Raw genomic sequence first — 18,333 nt, forward strand, 5'->3', positions numbered from 1 at the left:
CCCGGATGGAGCGACGAGCCTTTGAAGCAGGAGACGCGGAGGGCGCACTGCTGGTGCTCAACGCCGGCTCGTCGAGCCTGAAGTTCTCGCTCTTCCTCGATGAGGACCCGCCCCGCCTCCTGCTGCGGGGGGCGTTCGAGGCATTGTCGACGCAGCCTCGGTTCCTCGCGCGCGCGGGCGGCTCCATCATCGGCGAGAAGGACTGGGCCCCAGGAACGCAGCTCGGCTACGAGGGCGCCCTCGACCATCTGTTCGCCTGGGGGCGAGGGGGTGTACTCGGGGGGCGTCACGTCACGGCCGTGGGCCATCGCGTGGTTCATGGCGGTTCGCATTTCTTCGGGCCTGCGCTCATTGACGCCGCGACGCTGGCAGCCCTGGAAACGCTCATTCCGCTCGCGCCGTTGCACCAGCCCCACTGCGTGGAGGCAATCAAGGCCGTCACGGGGACGGCGCCATCGGTGGCGCAGGTCGCATGCTTCGATACCGCGTTTCACCGGACCCAGCCTCCAGTGGCCCAGGCCTTTGCCCTGCCCCGCCGTCATACCGAAGAGGGAGTTCGCCGATACGGGTTTCATGGGCTCTCCTACGAATACATCGCCTCCACGCTCCCGAGCGTGGCTCCCCAGGCCGCGGCCGGGCGCACGGTCGTCGCGCACCTCGGCAATGGCGCGAGCATGTGCGCCCTGCTCGGAGGGCGAAGCGTGGCGACGACCATGAGCCTCACTCCATTGGATGGCCTCATGATGGGCACCCGCTGCGGCGCGATTGATCCCGGAGTCCTGCTCTACCTGATGAAGCAGCACGGCATGGACGCGAGCGCCCTGGAGCGGCTTCTCTACGAGCAATCCGGCTTGCTGGGCGTCTCCGGCGAGTCCAGCGACATGCGAGACCTGCTCGGCCGCTCCAGTGCCAGCGCGGCGGAGGCGCTGGAGCTGTTCGTCTACCGTATCAATCGCGAGCTCGGGTCGCTCGCGGCGGCACTGCACGGGCTCGACGCCATGGTCTTCACGGGCGGCATTGGCGAGAATGCCGCGCCGATTCGCGCACGGGCCTGTCGCGATGCGCGCTGGCTCGGCCTGGAGCTCGATGATGAGGCGAATGCTCGCGGTGGGCCCTGCATCACCAGGCCAGGGAGCCGTGTATCCGCCTGGGTCATTCCCACGAATGAGGAGGCGATGATCGCCCTCCACACCCGGCGGGTGCTGGGCTCGGCACGTCGGTAGCCGCGTTGACGAGGGTGGAATGGTGAAGCCGCGGCCTTGGCGGCGCACGGCTGGCTGCCCCGCCCGCGAATGACTGCCATTGCACGCGTCGCACGGACTCACAATCATGATGTCATGGCACATACGACTCGAATGGAGCCCATGAAGCGCAAGGCCTATGAGAAGGAGCTGCAAAAGCTCCAGACCCGGCTCTGCCTGCTTCAGGATTGGGTCAAACAGGAGGGGCTGCGCGTCGTCGTGGTCTTCGAGGGGCGGGATGCCGCGGGCAAGGGTGGCACGATTCGCGCCATCACCGAGCGGGTGAGTCCCCGCGTCTTCCGGGTGGTGGCCCTCCCCACGCCCTCGAGCCGGGAGAAGACGCAGATGTACCTCCAGCGGTATGTGTCTCATTTCCCCGCGGCAGGGGAGATCATCATCTTCGATCGCAGTTGGTACAATCGGGCCGGAGTCGAGTTCGTGATGGGCTTCTGCACCACCGAGGAGCACGAGCGCTTCCTTGAGGGGTGCCCCGTCTTCGAGAAGTACATGGTCGACAGCGGAATCGTCCTGGTGAAGATCTGGCTCGAGGTCGGCATGGAGGAACAGCAGCGGCGCTTCGAGGCGCGGATCGAAGACCCGCTCCGACAGTGGAAGCTGAGCCCCATGGACCTCAAGTCGTGGAAACGCTGGTACGACTACTCCCATGCGCGCGACAAGATGTTCGAGGTCACGGACCTCTCGTATGCGCCGTGGCACATCCTACGGTCTGACGACAAGAAGAAGGCACGGCTCAACTGCATCCGCTTCCTGCTGGAGCAGATTCCTCACAAGAGGGTGAAGCGCCCCAAGGTGAGATTGCCCAAGCGCACCCTTCAAGGGAGCTATGACGACGAGGCTACGCTCCAGGGCAGGAACTTCATCCCGGAACACTTCTGAGCAAGACCCAGATGTACCGCACCCGATGGGCGATGACCCGCTGCTGATGCCGACCCCGGCCATCGGGCAGTCGTCGTAGGTCATTCCGCGTCGGTCATGACCTGCTCTATGTCCTAGCGGGTCGAGCAGCGCTTCAACGTCGAGACCCGAGGCAGGCCGTGACCGCCGCGGCCAGGTTCGACGCTCGCGGCTCGCCTATCCGGAATGACCAGTGGTTCATGACGTAGCCGAAGCCGACACCCGCATCAGGGTCGGCGAAGCCTATCGAGCCACCGGAGCCGGGGTGGCCGAACGACCCGGGCCCGACAAGGGGCATCGGCGGGCAGGCCCGCCAGAACCCGAGCGACATGTAGAAGGAGCGGTTGGCCGGGACGTCCAGTCCTGGCGGCAGCCCGTTCATCTTCGTCTTGTCGGTGTGGACGACGGTCATCTTCTCGACCGTCGCCGGAGTCAGCAGCCGCACGCCGTCGACCTCGCTCACCGTGGCCGCATACATCCGCGCCAGCGAGTGAGCGTCCGAGAACATGTTCCCGAACGGGAACTCAGCAGCGCGGAAGGCACGCGTGTTCATGTAGCCGCTGGTGTGGTCGAAAGCGCCGCCGAGCTGCCCAGCCCGTTCTTGCACGGAGCCCGGCCCCCACACTGCGCTCATCCAGGCGATGACCGTGTCTCTATCGAGGCCGGTGGTCTCGATCATCCCGGCGGTCAACTCCTCCATCGTGAACGGAGCGGCGTACTCGACCCGCGCCACCCTTCCCTCTTGCTCTTCGGGCAGCCCAATCCACGCGCTCAGCCCGAGCGGGGCGGCGACCTCGTCCGCGAAGAAGGTGCCGAGCGACTTGCCGGTGATCCTCCGCACGACCTCCCCGACCAGGAACCCGAAGGTCATGCCGTGGTAGACGTGCTCGGTGCCCGGCGGCCACTCCGGCTTCTGCGCCTCGAGTGCCCGGATGACCGGATGCCAGGCGCAGGCGTCCTCGAAGGTCAGCGGACCATCGACGACCGGCAGACCGGCCTGGTGTGAGAGCAGCCAGCGCACCGGGATATGCTCCTTGCCGGCGGCGCCGAACTCCGGCCAGTACTTGACCACCGGAGCGTCCAGATCGAGCTCGCCGCGCTGTGCCAGCAGATGGGCGCAGATCGCCGTAGCCCCCTTGGTCGTGGATGCGACCAACGCGATGGTGTCCTTGTTCCACGGACGCTTCGCCTCGCGCTCGGCGAGGCCGCCCCACAGGTCGACGACGGGACGGCCGTCCACGTAGACGCAGCATGCCGCACCGACCTCGCCAGGGGTCCCCTCGAAGTTCGCCCGGAAGACATCGGCCACTTTCCCCCAGCCATCCTCGACGTGCCCCTGCACTACGGTTCCGCTTGTCGTGTCCAACATGACGCACTTCCTTTCGAGAGGGTCTGAAACGCATTGCTTGCGCAGCGCCGCGACACGACGCATGGAGTCGTGCTTCGCGAGCTGACGTCGCAAATCCGTTGCTGCTTGTGTTTCGAGCGCGCGGTGAGTCGTGATGACGCCAATGCCTGTCCGAGCACGGGCTCGACGGCCTTCTCGCTCGGCGCGGGTGCGCTGGCAGCGGCGAGGAAATCGTTACAAACGCAGCACGTGGATGACGTGCTGTATTGCCATCAAGCGCCCTTCGCCTCTTCTTCCGCGGCGCGCGCGATGGCGTCGGTCAGCCGTTCCCGCTCCCGGACAATCCACTGTCCCCTTGGATAGTTCAGGACGAAGGTCTCGATGAACTCCACGGGGTCTTCCCCGACAATCTGGCGGACGGGAGTCCGGTTCGCCGCGCTCTGTTCAAACAGGTCGACGAGGTCCACATAAATCGCGGTCCCGTCACCCCCCGTTCCAAAGTACATCAGGTAGCGCTCCAGGGCTTCGACCGCCGTGCGATAGCTCGGGGGAAGTTGCTTCGCGCGCGCCTTGTACTGTCGCCATTGCCTTTTGTCGCCGATCACCTTCGAGATAAGCATTGAGATGAACATGTCATCCGCCTCCTTTATGGAGTTGTTCGAGCCGTTCGGTGAGGAAGCTCCACGTCCGCCAGAACTCCTCGAGGTAGGCCTGTCCCTGCTCGTTGAGTGAATACACCTTCCGCGGCGGCCCCTTCTCGGACGGGACCTTCTCCACGTCCACCAGGCCGCGCAGCTCGAACCGGACGAGCAGCGCATAGACGGTGCCCTCGGCGATGTCGGAGAAGCCCATCTCCCGCAACCGCACCGTGATTTCGTACCCGTACGCCGCCCGCGCGGACAGGATTGCCAGGACGATGCCCTCCAGCGTGCCCTTGAGCATCTCCGTCATCTGCTTGCCCACGAACCGCTCCTCGAACTACTCAGTGGTACTGACTACCAGTACTTAGTACCACAGAATAGCGGGAACGCAAGCCCACCTTCCTGACCGGTCGCCCCACGCCTTCATGCGAGGGCCCGCTCATGACGCTCAAGCTTCGGCTGTATGGCCTTGCCAGTTTCGACCTGTTGCGCCGTCGCCCGCTGCGCACCGTCTGAACAGGGGTCACTTCACGAAGGCACGAGCTCGCTCGCCTGGTGCCGTCTGCGCGAGATGAGGTAGGCCACGCCGAGGTTGGGGACCCAGCAGAGCCAGGCGACGGTTCTATAGGCCGACATGAAGTCGCCCAGGGTGGGAATCAGGATGGGCATCCAGAGCCTCAGCGTGACCGCCCCGAAGCAGGCGGCATAGCTGTAGGTCATCATGAGCCGGTGTTCCTCGATGCGCCGGCTCTTGATGAGTCGATAGGCGGAGACCGTCGTATAGAGCCAGACGAGGCCCAGGCTGACGAAGCCCGACGCGGCGATGACGCCACCCGTGGCGAAGAAGCCGACGTAGACCCCGGAGAGCCCGCTCAGGAGGACCGCTCCGACGTAGAGTTTTCCAAGGAGCCGGTGTGCGCCTGGGCGATTGAGTCGCAGTCTTTCGACGAACTGGGTCCAGCCGATGGCCAGCGCGAGTCCTCCCAGGGCGATGTGCGTGTAGAAGGCCGCGTTCCAGACGGGGTCGGCCAGGAGCGCGCTGCTCTTCAAGCCACGGATTCCGAAGTTCGAGGCCGCGAGGAAGTAGCTGCCGGGATAGAGGCCCACGGCCAGACAGAGGGCGGCGAAGAGGACCCAGCATGCCTTGCTTGCCATCATGGAGGCTCGGGGTTCGGAGTGGGGAGACACGGCGCGGGAGATGAAACACCAGAACCCCCGTGCCGTGCTCCTCGGACCGGCTCCTCCGGTTCGAATCCCGTCGGGGCAACCTGGCAAGCCCCGCAACCTCAAGGAGTTGCTGGGCTTTTCCTTGGCCCCCGGTTCCACCTACGCCCTTGGTATGCCCCTCTGGCACCTCTCGCCGGGAGGGGCACGGTCGTTTTCATGCAACGGTGTCGCCCGGCCTGTCTCTTCCCGTCAGGAGGGGGCGTTCATGCCCCCCATGACTCCTCGGGGCGACGACATGAAGGCGACGACGCGGTACCTGGTGCTTCTCTCCATGCTGGTGGTGGGCTGTGGCGGCTCGAACCAAGACGATGGGGACGATGACACCCAGTCATTCCCAGAGACCCTGGAGTGTGGCGACACCAGTTGCAAGCGCGCCACTCAATACTGCGCGACCATCGTCACCGCTGAGACGACCCACATGTGTCTGAACAAGAAGGAGAGCTGCAAGGGCTGCGACTGCGTGAACCTGGACACAGACCTCACCGCCCAGACCGGGCGCCAGGACTGCACCGCGACCGCCCGGCTCGATGTGTACTTCTCCTGTGCCTATTACGATGATGTGGACTACATCAAGACCTCCTGCACCGTACGCGCGCGCTGAGAGCATCAGACGGATACACAGGGAAGAGGCCCGTCCCCGACGACATCTTCTTCGTTGGGGAGCTCGCGTAGACGACCACGAGCCGCGAGGAGGAGAACAACGTGCCGCCACCGATTCAAGTCACCTTGGTCCCCCATGACGCGCGCTGGGCAGAAGCCGCCGCCGCGGAGGCCAGGTCCCTCGCGGACGCGCTAGGCCCCGTCGTTCTGCGGGTCCATCACGTCGGCTCGACAGCCATCCCTGGCATCTCCGCGAAGCCCATCCTCGACCTCATCCCCGTGGTCACGTCGGTGGACGAGCTCGACAAGCACCAGGGCGTGCTCCAGGCGCTCGGCTATGCGGTGTGGGGAGAACTCGGTCTCCCGGGCCGGCGCTACTGCACGAAGGACGACCCGAGGACCCGAGAGCGCCTCGTCCAACTCCACTGCTACGCCGACGGCTCTCGGGAGATCTCTCGGCACCTCGCGTTCCGCGACTACCTGCGTGAACGGCCGAGCGTCGCCCGCGAGTACGACGACGAGAAGGCGCGATGTCAGCGCCTTCATCCAAACGACTCGCACGCCTACAGCGATTGCAAGAATGCCTGGATCAAGCGCATCGAGGCCGAGGCGCTCGCCGTCTACCAGACGCGCTGAACGACGCGGGGCCTCACGAATCACACGACCGCGAGGGTCCTGGTTCGGCGGGGAACGCCTCGGCCTCCTCGCCAAAGGAAGACCCTCTTGGGTTGACCTCCGAGGAGCGTCCCTCTTCCTCCTTCGCTCCTGCTCGCCTTTTACACACGGATAGGAACACGGCCCCTCCGCGTGGCCGGCGACAACTACGACGATGTGAACGCGTTCGTCAGGTTGAGCCCGTCGGAGAGCAATAGTTGTCATCAAATGGAACGAGCAGTTGCCGCTGAAGCGGTGGTCGTTAAATCATGCGCCAACTCCAGGGGGCCTACATGGGACGACCACCGGTTTCGAGAAAGTGTTTGTACGTTCTTCTGGGAAGTATCTTCACCCTTGGCGCGGCATGTGCTCCGCCTTCGAGCGAAGAAGCAGGCCTGACCGCAAGCGACCTGCTGATGGAAGCACCCGCTTCGAGCACGGACAGGCTGTTGCTCCTGCCAGCGATGAACACCTCCTACCAGACGGTGTTGTATGACGATGCCGTCACGCCAGGTTGGGATGCCGGCTACAGTTGGGGCAACGTCTCCCATGGTTCGACGACGAGCATCAAGGCCTACGGCGCTTCGTCGATGCAGGTCACCTCCGCCGCCGACAGCGCCCTTGCGCTGGGAGCTGACGGTCAGTCGTTCTCGACAAATACCTACACGGCGGTGAGCTTCGCCATCCATCCGGGCACCGCGAACCTGACGGCAATCAAGAACCTCAAGCTCATCGTGAGCCAGGAGGGCGTCGATGGAAACGGGGGCGTCACCATCGGCAACTACGCCAGCCCGAGCTTCGACGCCCTGGGCACGGGTGAATGGACTCGCGTCACCATCCCGATGAGCGCGCTCAAGGGCTCGCTGACCACCTTCAACAAGCTCACGCTCATGGCGCAGACCGCGGTCACCTACGGCATCGATGGCATCGCCATCGAGATTCCGCAGCTGCCCGCGCTCGACACCTCCACCATGACGGTCCTGTATAACGATGCGGTCGCGTCCGGCTGGAGCACCGGCTACAGCTGGGGCGGCACCACGCTCGCACCCGACACGGCCAGCAAGGCCTATGGCACCACGTCCATGAAGGTGACGGCGCCAGCCAACAGTGCCCTGGCCTTGGGCGCGGTCGGCTCCAGCCTTCAGGTCGCCAACCACGTCGCCGTGAGCTTCGCCATCAACCCAGGCACTTCAAACCTCACGGCCATCCAGGCCCTCAAGGTCATCGTGAGCCAGGAGGGTGTCGACGGGAATGCGGGTGTCGCCATCAGCGCCTACGCGAATCCGAGCCTGGGTTCCCTGCCGCCGGGGCACTGGACGCGCGTCAGAATCCCGATGAGCGCGCTCAAGGGAGCGCTGACGACCTTCAACAAGCTCACCATCCAGAGCGCCACGGCGGTGGTCTACGGGGTCGACGGAATCGTCCTGGAGAATGACACCACGAATCCGCCGACCGGCCTGGGGAAGACCTATCCCACCGGCGTGGCCTATCGCGGAATCAACCGCGCTGGGATGGAGTACGGCAACGACTGGGGTGGCTGGACCGGCCAGACCTTTTACGAGATGCCGTCGTCGACCCAGATCACCGCGGAGCTCGCATACTACAAGGGCAAGGGCTTCAACCTGATTCGCCTGCCAATCTCCTGGGAGCGCCTCCAGCACACGCTCCTGGGCCCGCTGAATACGGCGTATTCGAACGGCATGATGACCTACATCAACCTGGCGACGGCCCAGGGCTTCACCCTTGTGCTCGACCTCCATAACTACAATCGTTATGCGACGGGTGCGTTCGATGGCGCGGGAAATCAGACGGGGAACTACGTCCAACGCGTCATCGGAGACGGGACGCTGACCGTGAACCATCTCGCCGACGTCTGGACGAAGCTCGCGAATCTGGTGAAGACGAACCCCAAGGTCATCCTGAACCTCATGAACGAGCCGCATGATCTCCCGATGACGTCGACCACCTGGTTCGCCGGGATTCAGACGGTCATGAACGCCGTGCGCGCGACAGGTTCAACCCAGTTGATCCTGGTTCCCAACACGCGCGCATCGGACGTGGGGCACTGGCACACCTGGGCTCCGGGCGGAGGTCCGCTCGACTCGGTCGCGGCCCTCTCCATCACGGGCAGCGCCAACAACTACGCCTTCGACATGCATTCGTATTACCCGGAAGGCTACGGCAGCAACGATGAGTCGTCCTACGGCGCTCAGCTCACGGCGGTCACCCACTGGGCGAGAACCCACGGCAAGAAGCTGTTCCTGTCCGAGATGGGGATAGGAATCCACGAGTCTTTCGCGCAGCCCCAGATTACGAACGCGCTCACGTTCATGAACAACAACAGCGACGTGTGGATCGGTTGGTCTCCGTGGGATTTGACCCACTGGCAGCTCACCACCAACAACCATACGGCGGACTACACGACCAACGGAATCACGCCCATCAACTGGTACGCCGCCTTCTTGACCGCGAACTTCCTCGCGTTGTGAGCAGAGGCATCGAGACGGCGGGGCCTGTGAATGGTCCCGCCGGACTCGATGCGGAAGCCCGGCGAATCTCCGTCACTGTGCAAGGCGCAGCAGCCGGGCCACGAGGACATCGACTTGTTCCTCCGCGTGGGCGATGGAGCGCTTGAGCCGCTCACCGCCATACTCGTCGTATTCGACCGCCACGGAGTCCATGTCCGTGATGCCGATGTAGCCGAACGCGGTGCGGATGCTCGGCTCGACATGGTTCATGGCCTCGAGTCGTTCGCCGCGTCCATAGCCGAAGTCGCCGCGCGAGCTCAGGATGACGAGCTTCTTGCGCGCTTCGGTCAGCAGGGGCCAGTAGGGCTCACCGGGCCGTGAGCGGTCGAACCCGAAGGTGCGGCCCACTCGGATGATGTTGTCGATGTACGCCTTGAACTGCGCTGGCACGTTGAAGTTGTACATGGGCACGCCCGCGACGATGAGGTCCGCGTCGAGCAGCTCATCCACCAGCGCGTCGCTCTCCGCGAGCACGTCCGTCATCCACGGTTCCCGCTTCGAGGGAGCAGTGAACGCCGCGTGAATCCACCGTCCCGTCACGGGAGTGGGAGGTGCCTGCCCGACGTCCCGGTAGACGACCGTGTCGCCCGGACGGCTTGCCCGCCAGCGCGCGACGAAGCGGGAGGACAGCCGGCGCGTATGTGAGCCATGAGGCACCTGCTCGGACCCACCCGGGCGAGCGCTCGAATCGAGATGAAGGATTTTGACCATGGGGTGTCTCCAATAGGGTTCCGGTTGAGTCGCGCTCATCCATGGCGCGGACCGGACACAAAGAGAGATAGAGGCTGGCCACTCCCCTGACAAACGCGTATTCCTCAGGCGATGGCTGAGCCTGATTCATCCATGGGTGCTTCATGAGGGACCTCCCACCGCTGTCGGCGCTTCGGGCCTTCGAGGCGGCCGCACGGCATCTCAGCTTCAAGAACGCCGCGGACGAGCTCGCGGTGACCCCCACGGCCATCAGCCACCAGGTCCGTCAGCTGGAGGAGTGGCTGGGGCTGCGGCTCTTCGAACGGCACATCCGTCGCGTGGTCCTGACGAAAGAGGGGGCGGAGCTCTTCCCGTCGCTGAGGGAGGGCTTTGACACCATGGTCCGTGGGGTCGAAGCGCTCAGGACGCCCTCCGCCCAGGAGCTCCTCACACTCTCGTCCACGGTCGCCTTCACGTCGAAGTGGTTGGTGCCGCGCGTGCCCGCGTTCCGGGCCGCGTGCCCTGGCCTGGACCTGCGGCTTCATGCTTCCGATGAGGCCGTGGACTTGCGGGCGGGAGGAGTGGACCTGGCCATCCGCTATGGCCGGGGGGCGCATGCGGGGCTGCGCTCGGAGTTGCTGTTTCAGGACCGCTTCGCGCCTGTGTGCAGTCCGCGCTTGGGGGTGCGCGGACGGGAGGACCTCGGCCACCATCCACTCATCCACTTCGAGTGGCAGCGCGTCGAGGATGCGACTCCGACGTGGAACCGGTGGTTCGCCAGCGCGGGCGGGCGGTACCGCGCCCCGAACGGCGAGCTGCGCTTCTCCGACGAGTCTCACGCCATCCAGGCGGCTGTCGCGGGGCAGGGCATCGCGCTCGTCAGCCTCGTGCTCGTGGCGGAGGAGCTGGCCAGCGGGGCGCTCGTGCAGCCATTCGGGCCGGAGCTGGAGGGCTTCGCGTATCACCTCGTCTACCTGGACACGCCACGCCACGCCGAGCGGTTGGGCCCCTTGCGTCAGTGGTTGCTCGCCGAAGCGAAGGTGCTCGAGGCGCGGGCGTCCGGAGTTCGGCGCCCGGCACGCACGCGGAAGCCGGGCACCTCCCGTCGGCGCTGAGTCCTCGTCAGACCTTCTCCTGTCGAGGACCGGTTACAGCGAAGCCTCGATGCCGGCGAGGATGAGGTCGATGCCGGCGAGGAACTCGGCGCGGTCGTCGTGCTCGCGCAATCGCGCGGCGACCTTCACCGTGAACGGATACGCGTGGGCGTCGCGTGTCCACTGGGCCGACACCTTCTCGAGAAAGTCCGCGCGGTCCACGGGCGGCTCGAGCAGGCGGCCGTTCGCGGCATTCTGGACGCTCACGCCGATGATGTAGCTCAACAGCGCCGACGCCGACGTGAACCAGGCGCGCTCTGGCCCCCCCAGCGCCTGGACCTGACGCCCGAGGCGCTCGAAGATCTGCAGCATCGCGGTCTGCCACGGAGCGCGGGACAGCTGCGCGCCCACCCACGGATGCGCGTCGATTGCCTCGAACACGCCGGCGGCGATGCCTCGGATTGCCTCGCGCGGACTGGCGGAGGCGAGCACTTCGCCCATCGCGCGGGCGACGACGGCGTCACTGGCGGCGACGAGCAACTCGTTCTTGTTCGCGATGTGCCAGTAGATAGCGCCAGGTCCAGTGGCCAGCCGCGAGGCAAGCGCTCGGAAGGTCAACCCGCCCTCCCCCTCGTCGTCCAGCAGCTCGATTGCCACCTCGACGATTCGCTCGCGTGAGAGCGCCTCCTCACGTCGTTCCGACCCGCGCGTTGCCTTCGCCATGGCCCCATCTTGACAGCTCTGGAACAGCGTTCCAACATGGCCAATGGAACGGCGTTCCAGAGACCGACGGCCGCATCGCGGGGCGGTCTCCCACTCGAAAGGAAGCACGATGACCCCCATCACGATCATTGGCGCCGGCCTCGGCGGGTTGACGCTCGCGCGCGTTCTGCACGTCCACGGCATCGCCTCCACCGTCTACGAGGCTGATGCGTCCGCGGACGCGCGCACGCAGGGCGGGATGCTCGACATCCACGACCACAACGGACAGCTCGCGCTGAAGGAGGCCGGACTGTTCGACGAATTCCGCCGAATCATCCACGAAGGCGGAGAGGCCATGCGGGTGCTCGACCCGCGCGGCGCGGTCCTTTTCGATGAGCCCGACAACGGCGGCGGCCGTCGCCCCGAGGTGCATCGCGGTGAGCTGCGGCGCCTCCTGCTCGACTCGCTCCCTGCGGGAACCGTCCAGTGGGGACACAAGGTCACCGCCGTCCACGCGCTCGGCGATGGGCGTCATGCGGTGACGTTCGCGAACGGGTCGACTGTCACGACGAGCCTCCTCGTCGGCGCGGACGGCGCGTGGTCGAGGATCCGGCCGCTGCTGTCCGACGCGAGGCCCGAGTACGTCGGCATCTCGTTCATCGAGACCTATCTCTTCAACGCCGACGCTCGCCACCCGGCCAGCGCGCAGGCCGTCGGAGGCGGGGCGATGCTCGCCCTCACGCCCGGCAAGGGCATCCAGGCCCACCGCGAAACCAACGGCGTCCTGCACACCTACGTCGCGCTCACCAGGCCGAGGGAGTGGATGGCCGGCATCGACTTCGCCAACCCGAAGGCGGCGAAGGCTCGAGTCGCGGCGGAGTTCGACGGTTGGGCGCCAGCGCTCACCGCGCTCATCACCGATGGCGAGACAGACCTCGTCCCCCGGACCATCCACGCGCTTCCGCCGGGACATCGGTGGGAGCGCGTGCCTGGGGTGACGCTTCTCGGCGACGCCGCGCATCTGATGCCGCCGTCTGGTGAAGGCGCCAACCTCGCGATGTACGACGGCGCCGAACTCGGCAAGGCCATCGCCGCGCACCGAGGCGACCTCGAAGCCGCGCTCGCCGAGTACGAGGAACCCATGTTCACCCGCAGCGCGAACGAAGCCGCCGATGCGGAGACCCTCCACCGACTCTGCTTCGGCGACAACGCTCCGCACGGGTTGATCGACTTCTTCACCGGCTCGGCATCGACCTCGGCACCGCCCACCGCGGGGGACGCTCGCGGTGGCTCAATCCGGCCCTGAAGGTCGAAGAGTCCTCCGCCCCGGGGCGTCCCGGGGCAAGAGGCAAGCACCCAGGCGGGCCTACTCGAAGACGGCCGAGAGCAGGGTATCGGTGCCCGCGTCCAGGTCCTGGCGAGGCCAGACGACGACGGCGTTGCCGAGAGGGCTGGTTGCCACCTCGATATTCCCGAGGTACCCCTTCACGGTGGCGAAGTCCTTCGGCGTCCGCGGCGCCCTCGCCGGCAATGACGCCGGAGCAGCCCGCGACGGTGAAGAGGCGCACGCGCGCCCCGGGCTCGGTCCTGGCCAGGATGTGCGGCACGTTGGCATTGGCGGGAGAGGCGGGCGCGGTCCCGATGAGCATCGGCGCGTCGGGAGGCGAGGTGTCCTACAGAGGCCCTGCGTCCCCGAGGCCCGCGTCCTTCTGCTCCGGTGTGCCGGAATCCCGCTCGGTGTGCGTCCCAGAATCCGTCGGCGTCGAGCCGTCAGGCAGCCCGTTGCCATTCCCCCCACAGGCAGCCAGCAGCCATCCACATACGACAGCGCCCACGAGCCCCTTCGCCATCGCCATCCGTCTCATATGCTCTTTCAACGTGAGGTCCCCCATCGCGACCACGCGCCTGACGGAGCCCCCCAGGGCCGCCGCCCAAGGCGGTTCATCCACTCCGGGTGATGCCTACCCGAAATTCGCTCGCTGAGCCATGAGTGACCAGGCGGTTCCGGGAGCACGGCGCTCACCGGCGCCCATGTCGCCCGCAGCCCCCCTCGAGCGCTGTTTCTGGCGCTGCATCCTGGCGCCGACCTATCGTTGAAGGATGGCGATCTTCTGGTACCTGCTGGTCACGCTGCTCGGCGCGCTGGGAACCCTCTCCGTGCTGCGCGTGCTCGAGCGACTCGTGTTCGGAGGCGGTAGCGGCTCCCTCCTCGCGCAGGCCGGCCTGGGGCTCGGCTTCCTGATGCTGGCGAAAAAGGCGCTGGGCAAGGCGCGCGCATTGAAGCGCCCGGCCCCTCCCGCCGGAGGCACGGACCCAAATCTCTCCTGAACCGGAGAGCGTGATTCGCGCTCAGGCTGTCTGCACGCCCGCCAACCTCGCTCAAGGCTCGTCAGCGTGGGGCGCGCCGCCGCGGCGCGCGCAGGCCTTTTCGTAGGCGGCCTGGAGTTCACCGAACACCGAGCGAACTGGGCGGGCCGCACCCAGATGCAGGTGGCGCAGCTCCTCCATGAACGCATTCCAGAGAGGCGGGCCGCCCTTCTCCAGCAGTTCCGCGCGGACCGACAACTCCTTGCTCGGCCGGGTATGCCGGCGGCCCCAGGCCCCCATCTGCGCGAGCAGGGGCACGAGCTGGATGGCCGGTTCCGTGAGGTTGTAGATCCCCTTCTGCCTGTGTTCCGGAGCGCTTCGTCGCGTCAGCAAGCCGGACGCGGTCAGCCGCTTCAGCCGGTCCGCGAGGATGTTCGACGCGATGCCCTCCTCGCTCTGCGCGAGCAGCTCGCCGTAGGTGCACCTGTTCCCGAACATGACGTCGCGGATGACGATCAGACTCCAGCGGTCGCCCAGCTGTTCGAGTGTGAGGTTGATCGGACAGCCAGATCGTTTCGTGTGGGGCACAGCGAGTCTCCTGAAGTCACCACTTGCAATCTGCAAGTACCTCGGGCAGAAATCAACCCATTGCAGTATGCAACTGGTTCTCGGAGGCTTCACGATGTCGCTCGCGCTCTATGGTCATTGCTTCTCCTCGTACACGCAGAAAGTGCTCATCTCGCTGTACGAGAACGGTACGCCCTTCGATTTCCGCAGCCTCGGGCCGGATACGCCGCAGCACTCGGCCGAGTGGCTTCAGCGTTGGCCGCTGCGCAAGTTCCCGCTGCTGGTGGACGGCGAGCGCAACATCGTCGAGACCAGCGTCATCATCGAGTACCTGCAGCTCGTGCATCCCGGGCCGGTGCGACTGCTCCCCTCGGAGCCGATGGCCGCGTTGGACGTGCGCTTCCTCGACCGCTTCTTCGACCTGCACGTCATGACTCCGGTGCAGCGCGCGGTGGACGGCGCGCTGACGGGTGATTCGGTGAAGCGCCAGGAAGGCCTGGCCTTTGCCGCGCAAAAGCTGGAGCTCGCCTACGCGTGGCTCGAAGGACGGATTGGCGGCACGACCTGGGCCGCCGGTGCGGACTTCACGCTAGCGGACTGCGCGGCCGCCCCCTCGCTCTTCTACGCGGACTGGACGCATCCGATTTCCGAGGCCTTCCCCCTGCTGCGCGCCTACCGGGCCCGGTTGCTTGCCCGCCCGTCCTTCGCCCGGGCGGTGGACGAGGCGCGGTGGTTCAGGCCGAACTTTCCCCTCGGGGCGCCGGATCGAGACTGAAGCCCTGACATGCGCCGCGGTAGCGCACTGCCAGGAAGACCTCTTGACCGCGGACCCAGGCGCGCAACTTCTGCTCGCCATCGCGGCACGCAGCACGTTATCAAACGACTTCAAGCCTGCCGCGTGGCACACCGAAAACCGACCCTTGAGGCGCGGCCTGCGTAGGAGCATCGTATGAGTCTTGTGGTTCTATGTGAGTTCAGAGCACGGACCGACGGGGAGACGGAGTTCCTGCGAGTGGCGCGGGCCTTGGCCTCCGTCGCCGCGACCGAGCCGGGAACGTTGCGCTATCAGTGGTTCACCACGCAGAAGCCCGGTCATTTTTCGATCATTGAGGAGTACGTCGACGCCGACGCGGCTGAAACACATAACAACCATGTCGGTTCGCTGCTCCGCGAGCTCTTCGCGGTGGCGGACCTGGTGTCGGTGTCATTCTTTGGGGAACTCAACGCGTACTTGCGCGAGTGGGCTTCCGGCCGCGAAGGCGTTGCCGTCAATATGCCGCTGTGACGGCGCCCGCGAGGCCTCGACACCGCGAGCGCTCGTCACCCACTTCTCGATAAGCAGGCCGTGATTCGGACTGCTCATCGAGCCTCGCGCCCCCCCGTTCGGGCCGCGGTGGACTCACTTCGTGGCGGGCACGGGGCTGACCGGAGTGGCCTGTCGCGGCGCCTGGAGCCCGGGCGGGGACGCGGTCAGCGCGCCCAGGTAGAGCCGGCCGTGGAAGCCGTGGGGCTGCTGGGCGGTGAAGAGCTTCAGGCCCGCGGCCTGCGTGGAGGCCTGCCGTGCCTCGAGCGTCGGGCTGATGCCGAAGACGTTGCACTCCACGTCCTCGTCCCAGACGTCGTAGCGGCAGACGAACTGGGTGCCGCGCTGGAAGCCCACGTCCAGGGCACGCACCGAAGAAGGCAGGGCGCGCGCCACGCGAACGCCCATGGGCTCGAAGTCGCCATCCCAGTTCACCTCCGTGGTGCGAGCATGGACGCTGCCCGCGAGCACCAGCGTCCAGGACTGGGGGCGCTTCGACTGGGCGTTCAGCAGGTGCTGGGCCATCTGCGCCTCGCGTTCATTGCCCTGGGCCCTGTCGGCGTCGATGGCGGCCACGGCCACGTCCTTTCCGGAGACGCGCAAGCGGCGAGCCTGCTCGACGAGCCACAGCATGGCGCGGCTGCTGCGCCCGTCCTGGTAGGCCCGGCGCCAGAAGGCGCTCCCCGAGAGGAGATCCTGAACGGCCGATGAAGCGCCGTCGCTGGCGAGGTAGCGCTCGAGGAGCGGCTGCTCGGAGACGGGAATGGACAGCGCCAGCGTCACCGGCAGCGCCTGGGCCGTGGCCTCGCACAACATCCGCAGCGCCGCGGACGGCACCTCCTGCGTGCCCAGCGGGTCCGCCACGAGCAGGACGCCTCCCGCCGCGAACAAGGACGAGGCGCCCTCCACGGGAGCACCACACGCGGGAGCGATGGCGGCGACGGGGGCCCCACCCTCCTCGCCCGCGCTCTCCATCACCACCGAGCGGAGGGGAACAGGAGGATTGCCATCCACCAGCTCCAGCGCGGGGGCCATCTCCAGCCGCTCCAGGAGCTTCTGCTCGACGCTCATGTCGCGGTAGCCGTGCGCCGGCCGGTAGCCCTCCAGCCCCGGGATGTTGTTGAAGGCCTCCGACATGGCGGGCACGGAGAGCTGATCGCGGGTCCGACCGGAGACCTCCGCGCTGGAGCCGCCCCCCTCCGCCGAATACCTGAGGCGAAAGACTCGAACGAGTGCCTGCCGGGGCCCGAGCCGCTCTCCCTTGATGTAGTAGCGCTCGGGGGGAAAGACCTCCGGAATGAAGGAGGAGAACAGCTCCAGTCCTCCCTCCTTCTCCATCACGTCGTAGTGGTCCTTCTCCAGGAGGTATCGGACGGTCATCAGCGCGTCCTCGACGGGCACCTGATAGACGAGCTCATGCGTGGGCGTCTCGTACCGACCCGTCTCCGGGTTGTACTGGGTGTCGATACCTCGCGTGAGGGTCGCGCATCCCATGCACCCCAGGAGCCCCAGCACCATTCCAAGCCGTCGCATCTCTTCCTCCATGAGCCACAGTTCCTGGAGGTGGGTTACTGGCCTCCTGGCCGCGTCAGTCGCTGAAACGCGTGGGGCGCGGAGGACATACTGACATCGCGCGGCGGACGCCGGAATGAAGATTGGGACATCGACCGTGACGCTCAGCGGGGTCCTCGTGCGTCGAAGACGGTGCCCGAAAGGCCATGGGTGAAGACCTTCGAGGGCGGCAAGCCGAACATCCTGCTGAACAGTCGGGAGAAATGGGCCGAATCACAGAAGCCCGCGGCGTGCGCGACCTCGGTGAGGCTTCGGCCTCTGAGCGCGAGCGCGGTGGCCGCTTGCATCCGGTGCCAGGCGCGAAAGGCACCCAACGGGACGCCGAACTGTTCCCTGAATCGGTGTTCGACGAGGGACGTGGAGACCCCCACCCGCCGCGCCATGGTCATCGCATCGGAGGGTTTGTCAGTGGGTGTGGAAAGAAACGCGGCGATGCGAGCGATGCGAGCGTCGACCGTCAGCGGACAGGGGCCCAGATTCAAGGCGTTCTGGAAGAGCTCGGTCCAGGGTTCGGGCCTTCGCGAGACAAGGGCGGTTTCGACCGCCGCGCGCAACGCGCCTGCGTCCACCTGACGGCTGAGGCCCGCGCCGGGCTCCAGAAACAGCACGGCCGCGCGTCCACCATGAAAGTCGAGCGCATGCCACTGCCACCCGCGCACGAAGGCGGCTTCGTGGTGCTCGACGCGGCCGTCACCGTCGATGAGGTCGAACGCATCATCGAGCCCCACGAGAACGGCGTTGGCGGCGAACCGATGCCTGGGCAGCTCGTGGAAGCGGCCGACGTACAGAGATCTCCCTCCGCCCATCAACAAGTGGCTCTGCATCTGCAGAATCATACAAGCGTGGACGTGGGCGCCGCACCTAGCTTGGTGCGTTGAACCCCACCGCTCTCCTGTCCCCTACCCCGCCCGTCCCGATGACTCTTCGTTCGAACAGAGGTGGCC

Annotated in this window: 20 protein-coding genes; 10 read left to right on the forward strand and 10 right to left on the reverse strand. The window is 66.3% G+C overall.

The features are described from left to right. Positions 1–5: 5 nt before the first annotated feature. Together HUA78_RS38210 and ppk2 are read left to right on the forward strand one after the other, a co-directional pair. Positions 6–1,223, forward strand: a complete 1,218-nt coding sequence (locus HUA78_RS38210; protein WP_174478432.1) for an acetate/propionate family kinase — start codon at positions 6–8, stop codon at positions 1,221–1,223. A gap of 141 nt (positions 1,224–1,364) precedes the next feature. Further along, positions 1,365–2,138, forward strand: coding sequence for a polyphosphate kinase 2 (ppk2, locus tag HUA78_RS38215; protein ID WP_217440897.1), 774 nt, complete (start codon positions 1,365–1,367; stop codon positions 2,136–2,138). 133 nt (positions 2,139–2,271) lie between these two features. Here the strand turns inward: ppk2 and HUA78_RS38220 are convergent, their stop codons facing one another. From HUA78_RS38220 to HUA78_RS38235, 4 genes are all read right to left on the reverse strand, one after another. Then, positions 2,272–3,525, reverse strand: coding sequence for a serine hydrolase (locus tag HUA78_RS38220; protein WP_174478476.1), 1,254 nt, complete (start codon positions 3,523–3,525; stop codon positions 2,272–2,274). A gap of 251 nt (positions 3,526–3,776) precedes the next feature. After that, entirely contained in the window at positions 3,777–4,136 is a 360-nt protein-coding gene (locus HUA78_RS38225; RefSeq protein WP_141642113.1) for a DUF1048 domain-containing protein, read from the reverse strand. A gap of 1 nt (position 4,137) precedes the next feature. Then, a complete protein-coding gene (locus tag HUA78_RS38230; RefSeq protein ID WP_174458722.1) occupies positions 4,138–4,467 on the reverse strand; it encodes a PadR family transcriptional regulator in 330 nt (109 codons plus the stop codon). A gap of 206 nt (positions 4,468–4,673) precedes the next feature. Beyond that, complete coding sequence (locus HUA78_RS38235) at positions 4,674–5,303, reverse strand: DUF2306 domain-containing protein (protein WP_254614838.1); 630 nt, start codon at positions 5,301–5,303, stop codon at positions 4,674–4,676. Between the two features lie 274 nt (positions 5,304–5,577). Here HUA78_RS38235 and HUA78_RS38240 point away from each other — a divergent pair, with 274 nt between their 5' ends. From HUA78_RS38240 to HUA78_RS38250, 3 genes are all read left to right on the forward strand, one after another. Then, on the forward strand, positions 5,578–5,973 hold the full coding sequence (locus tag HUA78_RS38240; protein ID WP_174458687.1) for a hypothetical protein: 396 nt from the start codon (positions 5,578–5,580) through the stop codon (positions 5,971–5,973). 101 nt (positions 5,974–6,074) lie between these two features. Then, the gene (locus HUA78_RS38245; protein ID WP_174478433.1) at positions 6,075–6,608 is read left to right on the forward strand and encodes a GrpB family protein; all 534 of its coding nucleotides are present in this window, start codon (positions 6,075–6,077) and stop codon (positions 6,606–6,608) included. Between the two features lie 434 nt (positions 6,609–7,042). Then, positions 7,043–9,115 carry a glycoside hydrolase family 5 protein gene (locus HUA78_RS38250; RefSeq protein WP_174478434.1) on the forward strand — a complete coding sequence of 691 codons (2,073 nt, stop codon included), beginning with the start codon at positions 7,043–7,045 and terminating at the stop codon, positions 9,113–9,115. A gap of 72 nt (positions 9,116–9,187) precedes the next feature. On the opposite strand, the gene HUA78_RS38255 is transcribed toward HUA78_RS38250, so the two are convergent. Next, on the reverse strand, positions 9,188–9,865 hold the full coding sequence (locus HUA78_RS38255) for an FMN-dependent NADH-azoreductase (protein ID WP_174458725.1): 678 nt from the start codon (positions 9,863–9,865) through the stop codon (positions 9,188–9,190). 143 nt (positions 9,866–10,008) lie between these two features. On the opposite strand from HUA78_RS38255, the gene gcvA reads away from it, so the two are divergent. Beyond that, the gene (gene gcvA / locus HUA78_RS38260) at positions 10,009–10,959 is read left to right on the forward strand and encodes a transcriptional regulator GcvA (protein WP_174458726.1); all 951 of its coding nucleotides are present in this window, start codon (positions 10,009–10,011) and stop codon (positions 10,957–10,959) included. Between the two features lie 33 nt (positions 10,960–10,992). On the opposite strand, the gene HUA78_RS38265 is transcribed toward gcvA, so the two are convergent. After that, positions 10,993–11,661, reverse strand: coding sequence for a TetR/AcrR family transcriptional regulator (locus tag HUA78_RS38265; protein ID WP_174458727.1), 669 nt, complete (start codon positions 11,659–11,661; stop codon positions 10,993–10,995). A 109-nt stretch (positions 11,662–11,770) separates the two neighbouring features. Here HUA78_RS38265 and HUA78_RS38270 point away from each other — a divergent pair, with 109 nt between their 5' ends. After that, positions 11,771–12,946 (forward strand): NAD(P)/FAD-dependent oxidoreductase, encoded by a 1,176-nt coding sequence (locus HUA78_RS38270; RefSeq protein WP_174478435.1) that lies wholly within the window; start codon positions 11,771–11,773, stop codon positions 12,944–12,946. Between the two features lie 60 nt (positions 12,947–13,006). On the opposite strand, the gene HUA78_RS47350 is transcribed toward HUA78_RS38270, so the two are convergent. Next, positions 13,007–13,129 carry a hypothetical protein gene (locus tag HUA78_RS47350; protein ID WP_256433628.1) on the reverse strand — a complete coding sequence of 41 codons (123 nt, stop codon included), beginning with the start codon at positions 13,127–13,129 and terminating at the stop codon, positions 13,007–13,009. A 611-nt stretch (positions 13,130–13,740) separates the two neighbouring features. Here HUA78_RS47350 and HUA78_RS38275 point away from each other — a divergent pair. Continuing rightward, a complete protein-coding gene (locus tag HUA78_RS38275) occupies positions 13,741–13,968 on the forward strand; it encodes a hypothetical protein (protein WP_174478436.1) in 228 nt (75 codons plus the stop codon). 51 nt (positions 13,969–14,019) lie between these two features. On the opposite strand, the gene HUA78_RS38280 is transcribed toward HUA78_RS38275, so the two are convergent. Beyond that, positions 14,020–14,535: a helix-turn-helix domain-containing protein gene (locus HUA78_RS38280; protein WP_174478437.1), complete on the reverse strand. Its 516-nt coding sequence runs from the start codon at positions 14,533–14,535 to the stop codon at positions 14,020–14,022. 94 nt (positions 14,536–14,629) lie between these two features. Between HUA78_RS38280 and HUA78_RS38285 the strand changes: the two genes are divergently transcribed. Continuing rightward, a complete protein-coding gene (locus tag HUA78_RS38285; protein WP_174478477.1) occupies positions 14,630–15,289 on the forward strand; it encodes a glutathione S-transferase family protein in 660 nt (219 codons plus the stop codon). A 174-nt stretch (positions 15,290–15,463) separates the two neighbouring features. Beyond that, a complete protein-coding gene (locus HUA78_RS38290) occupies positions 15,464–15,799 on the forward strand; it encodes a putative quinol monooxygenase (RefSeq protein ID WP_174464103.1) in 336 nt (111 codons plus the stop codon). Positions 15,800–15,913: 114 nt separating this feature from the next. Here the strand turns inward: HUA78_RS38290 and HUA78_RS38295 are convergent, their stop codons facing one another. Together HUA78_RS38295 and HUA78_RS38300 are read right to left on the reverse strand one after the other, a co-directional pair. Beyond that, the gene (locus HUA78_RS38295; RefSeq protein WP_174464104.1) at positions 15,914–17,350 is read right to left on the reverse strand and encodes a hypothetical protein; all 1,437 of its coding nucleotides are present in this window, start codon (positions 17,348–17,350) and stop codon (positions 15,914–15,916) included. A 143-nt stretch (positions 17,351–17,493) separates the two neighbouring features. Continuing rightward, positions 17,494–18,195 (reverse strand): AraC family transcriptional regulator, encoded by a 702-nt coding sequence (locus HUA78_RS38300; RefSeq protein ID WP_254614851.1) that lies wholly within the window; start codon positions 18,193–18,195, stop codon positions 17,494–17,496. Between the last annotated feature and the right edge of the window lie 138 nt (positions 18,196–18,333).

This window comes from Myxococcus sp. CA033, assembly GCF_013336625.1.
GTDB classification, from domain to species: Bacteria; Myxococcota; Myxococcia; order Myxococcales; family Myxococcaceae; genus Myxococcus; species Myxococcus llanfairpwllgwyngyllgogerychwyrndrobwllllantysiliogogogochensis.

Excerpts from the sequence above, each read along its gene's own strand:
- HUA78_RS38235 (WP_254614838.1), bottom strand. The coding sequence starts at position 5,303 with ATGATGGCAAGCAAGGCATGCTGGGTCCTCTTCGCCGCCCTCTGTCTG.
- HUA78_RS38225 (WP_141642113.1), bottom strand. The coding sequence starts at position 4,136 with ATGTTCATCTCAATGCTTATCTCGAAGGTGATCGGCGACAAAAGGCAA.
- HUA78_RS38275 (WP_174478436.1), top strand. The coding sequence starts at position 13,741 with ATGGCGATCTTCTGGTACCTGCTGGTCACGCTGCTCGGCGCGCTGGGA.
- HUA78_RS38210 (WP_174478432.1), top strand. The coding sequence starts at position 6 with ATGGAGCGACGAGCCTTTGAAGCAGGAGACGCGGAGGGCGCACTGCTG.
- HUA78_RS38270 (WP_174478435.1), top strand. The coding sequence starts at position 11,771 with ATGACCCCCATCACGATCATTGGCGCCGGCCTCGGCGGGTTGACGCTC.
- HUA78_RS38285 (WP_174478477.1), top strand. The coding sequence starts at position 14,630 with ATGTCGCTCGCGCTCTATGGTCATTGCTTCTCCTCGTACACGCAGAAA.
- HUA78_RS38220 (WP_174478476.1), bottom strand. The coding sequence starts at position 3,525 with ATGTTGGACACGACAAGCGGAACCGTAGTGCAGGGGCACGTCGAGGAT.
- HUA78_RS38295 (WP_174464104.1), bottom strand. The coding sequence starts at position 17,350 with ATGCGACGGCTTGGAATGGTGCTGGGGCTCCTGGGGTGCATGGGATGC.
- HUA78_RS38240 (WP_174458687.1), top strand. The coding sequence starts at position 5,578 with ATGCCCCCCATGACTCCTCGGGGCGACGACATGAAGGCGACGACGCGG.
- gcvA (WP_174458726.1), top strand. The coding sequence starts at position 10,009 with ATGAGGGACCTCCCACCGCTGTCGGCGCTTCGGGCCTTCGAGGCGGCC.
- HUA78_RS38250 (WP_174478434.1), top strand. The coding sequence starts at position 7,043 with ATGGAAGCACCCGCTTCGAGCACGGACAGGCTGTTGCTCCTGCCAGCG.
- HUA78_RS38265 (WP_174458727.1), bottom strand. The coding sequence starts at position 11,661 with ATGGCGAAGGCAACGCGCGGGTCGGAACGACGTGAGGAGGCGCTCTCA.
- ppk2 (WP_217440897.1), top strand. The coding sequence starts at position 1,365 with ATGAAGCGCAAGGCCTATGAGAAGGAGCTGCAAAAGCTCCAGACCCGG.
- HUA78_RS38290 (WP_174464103.1), top strand. The coding sequence starts at position 15,464 with ATGAGTCTTGTGGTTCTATGTGAGTTCAGAGCACGGACCGACGGGGAG.
- HUA78_RS38300 (WP_254614851.1), bottom strand. The coding sequence starts at position 18,195 with ATGGGCGGAGGGAGATCTCTGTACGTCGGCCGCTTCCACGAGCTGCCC.
- HUA78_RS38255 (WP_174458725.1), bottom strand. The coding sequence starts at position 9,865 with ATGGTCAAAATCCTTCATCTCGATTCGAGCGCTCGCCCGGGTGGGTCC.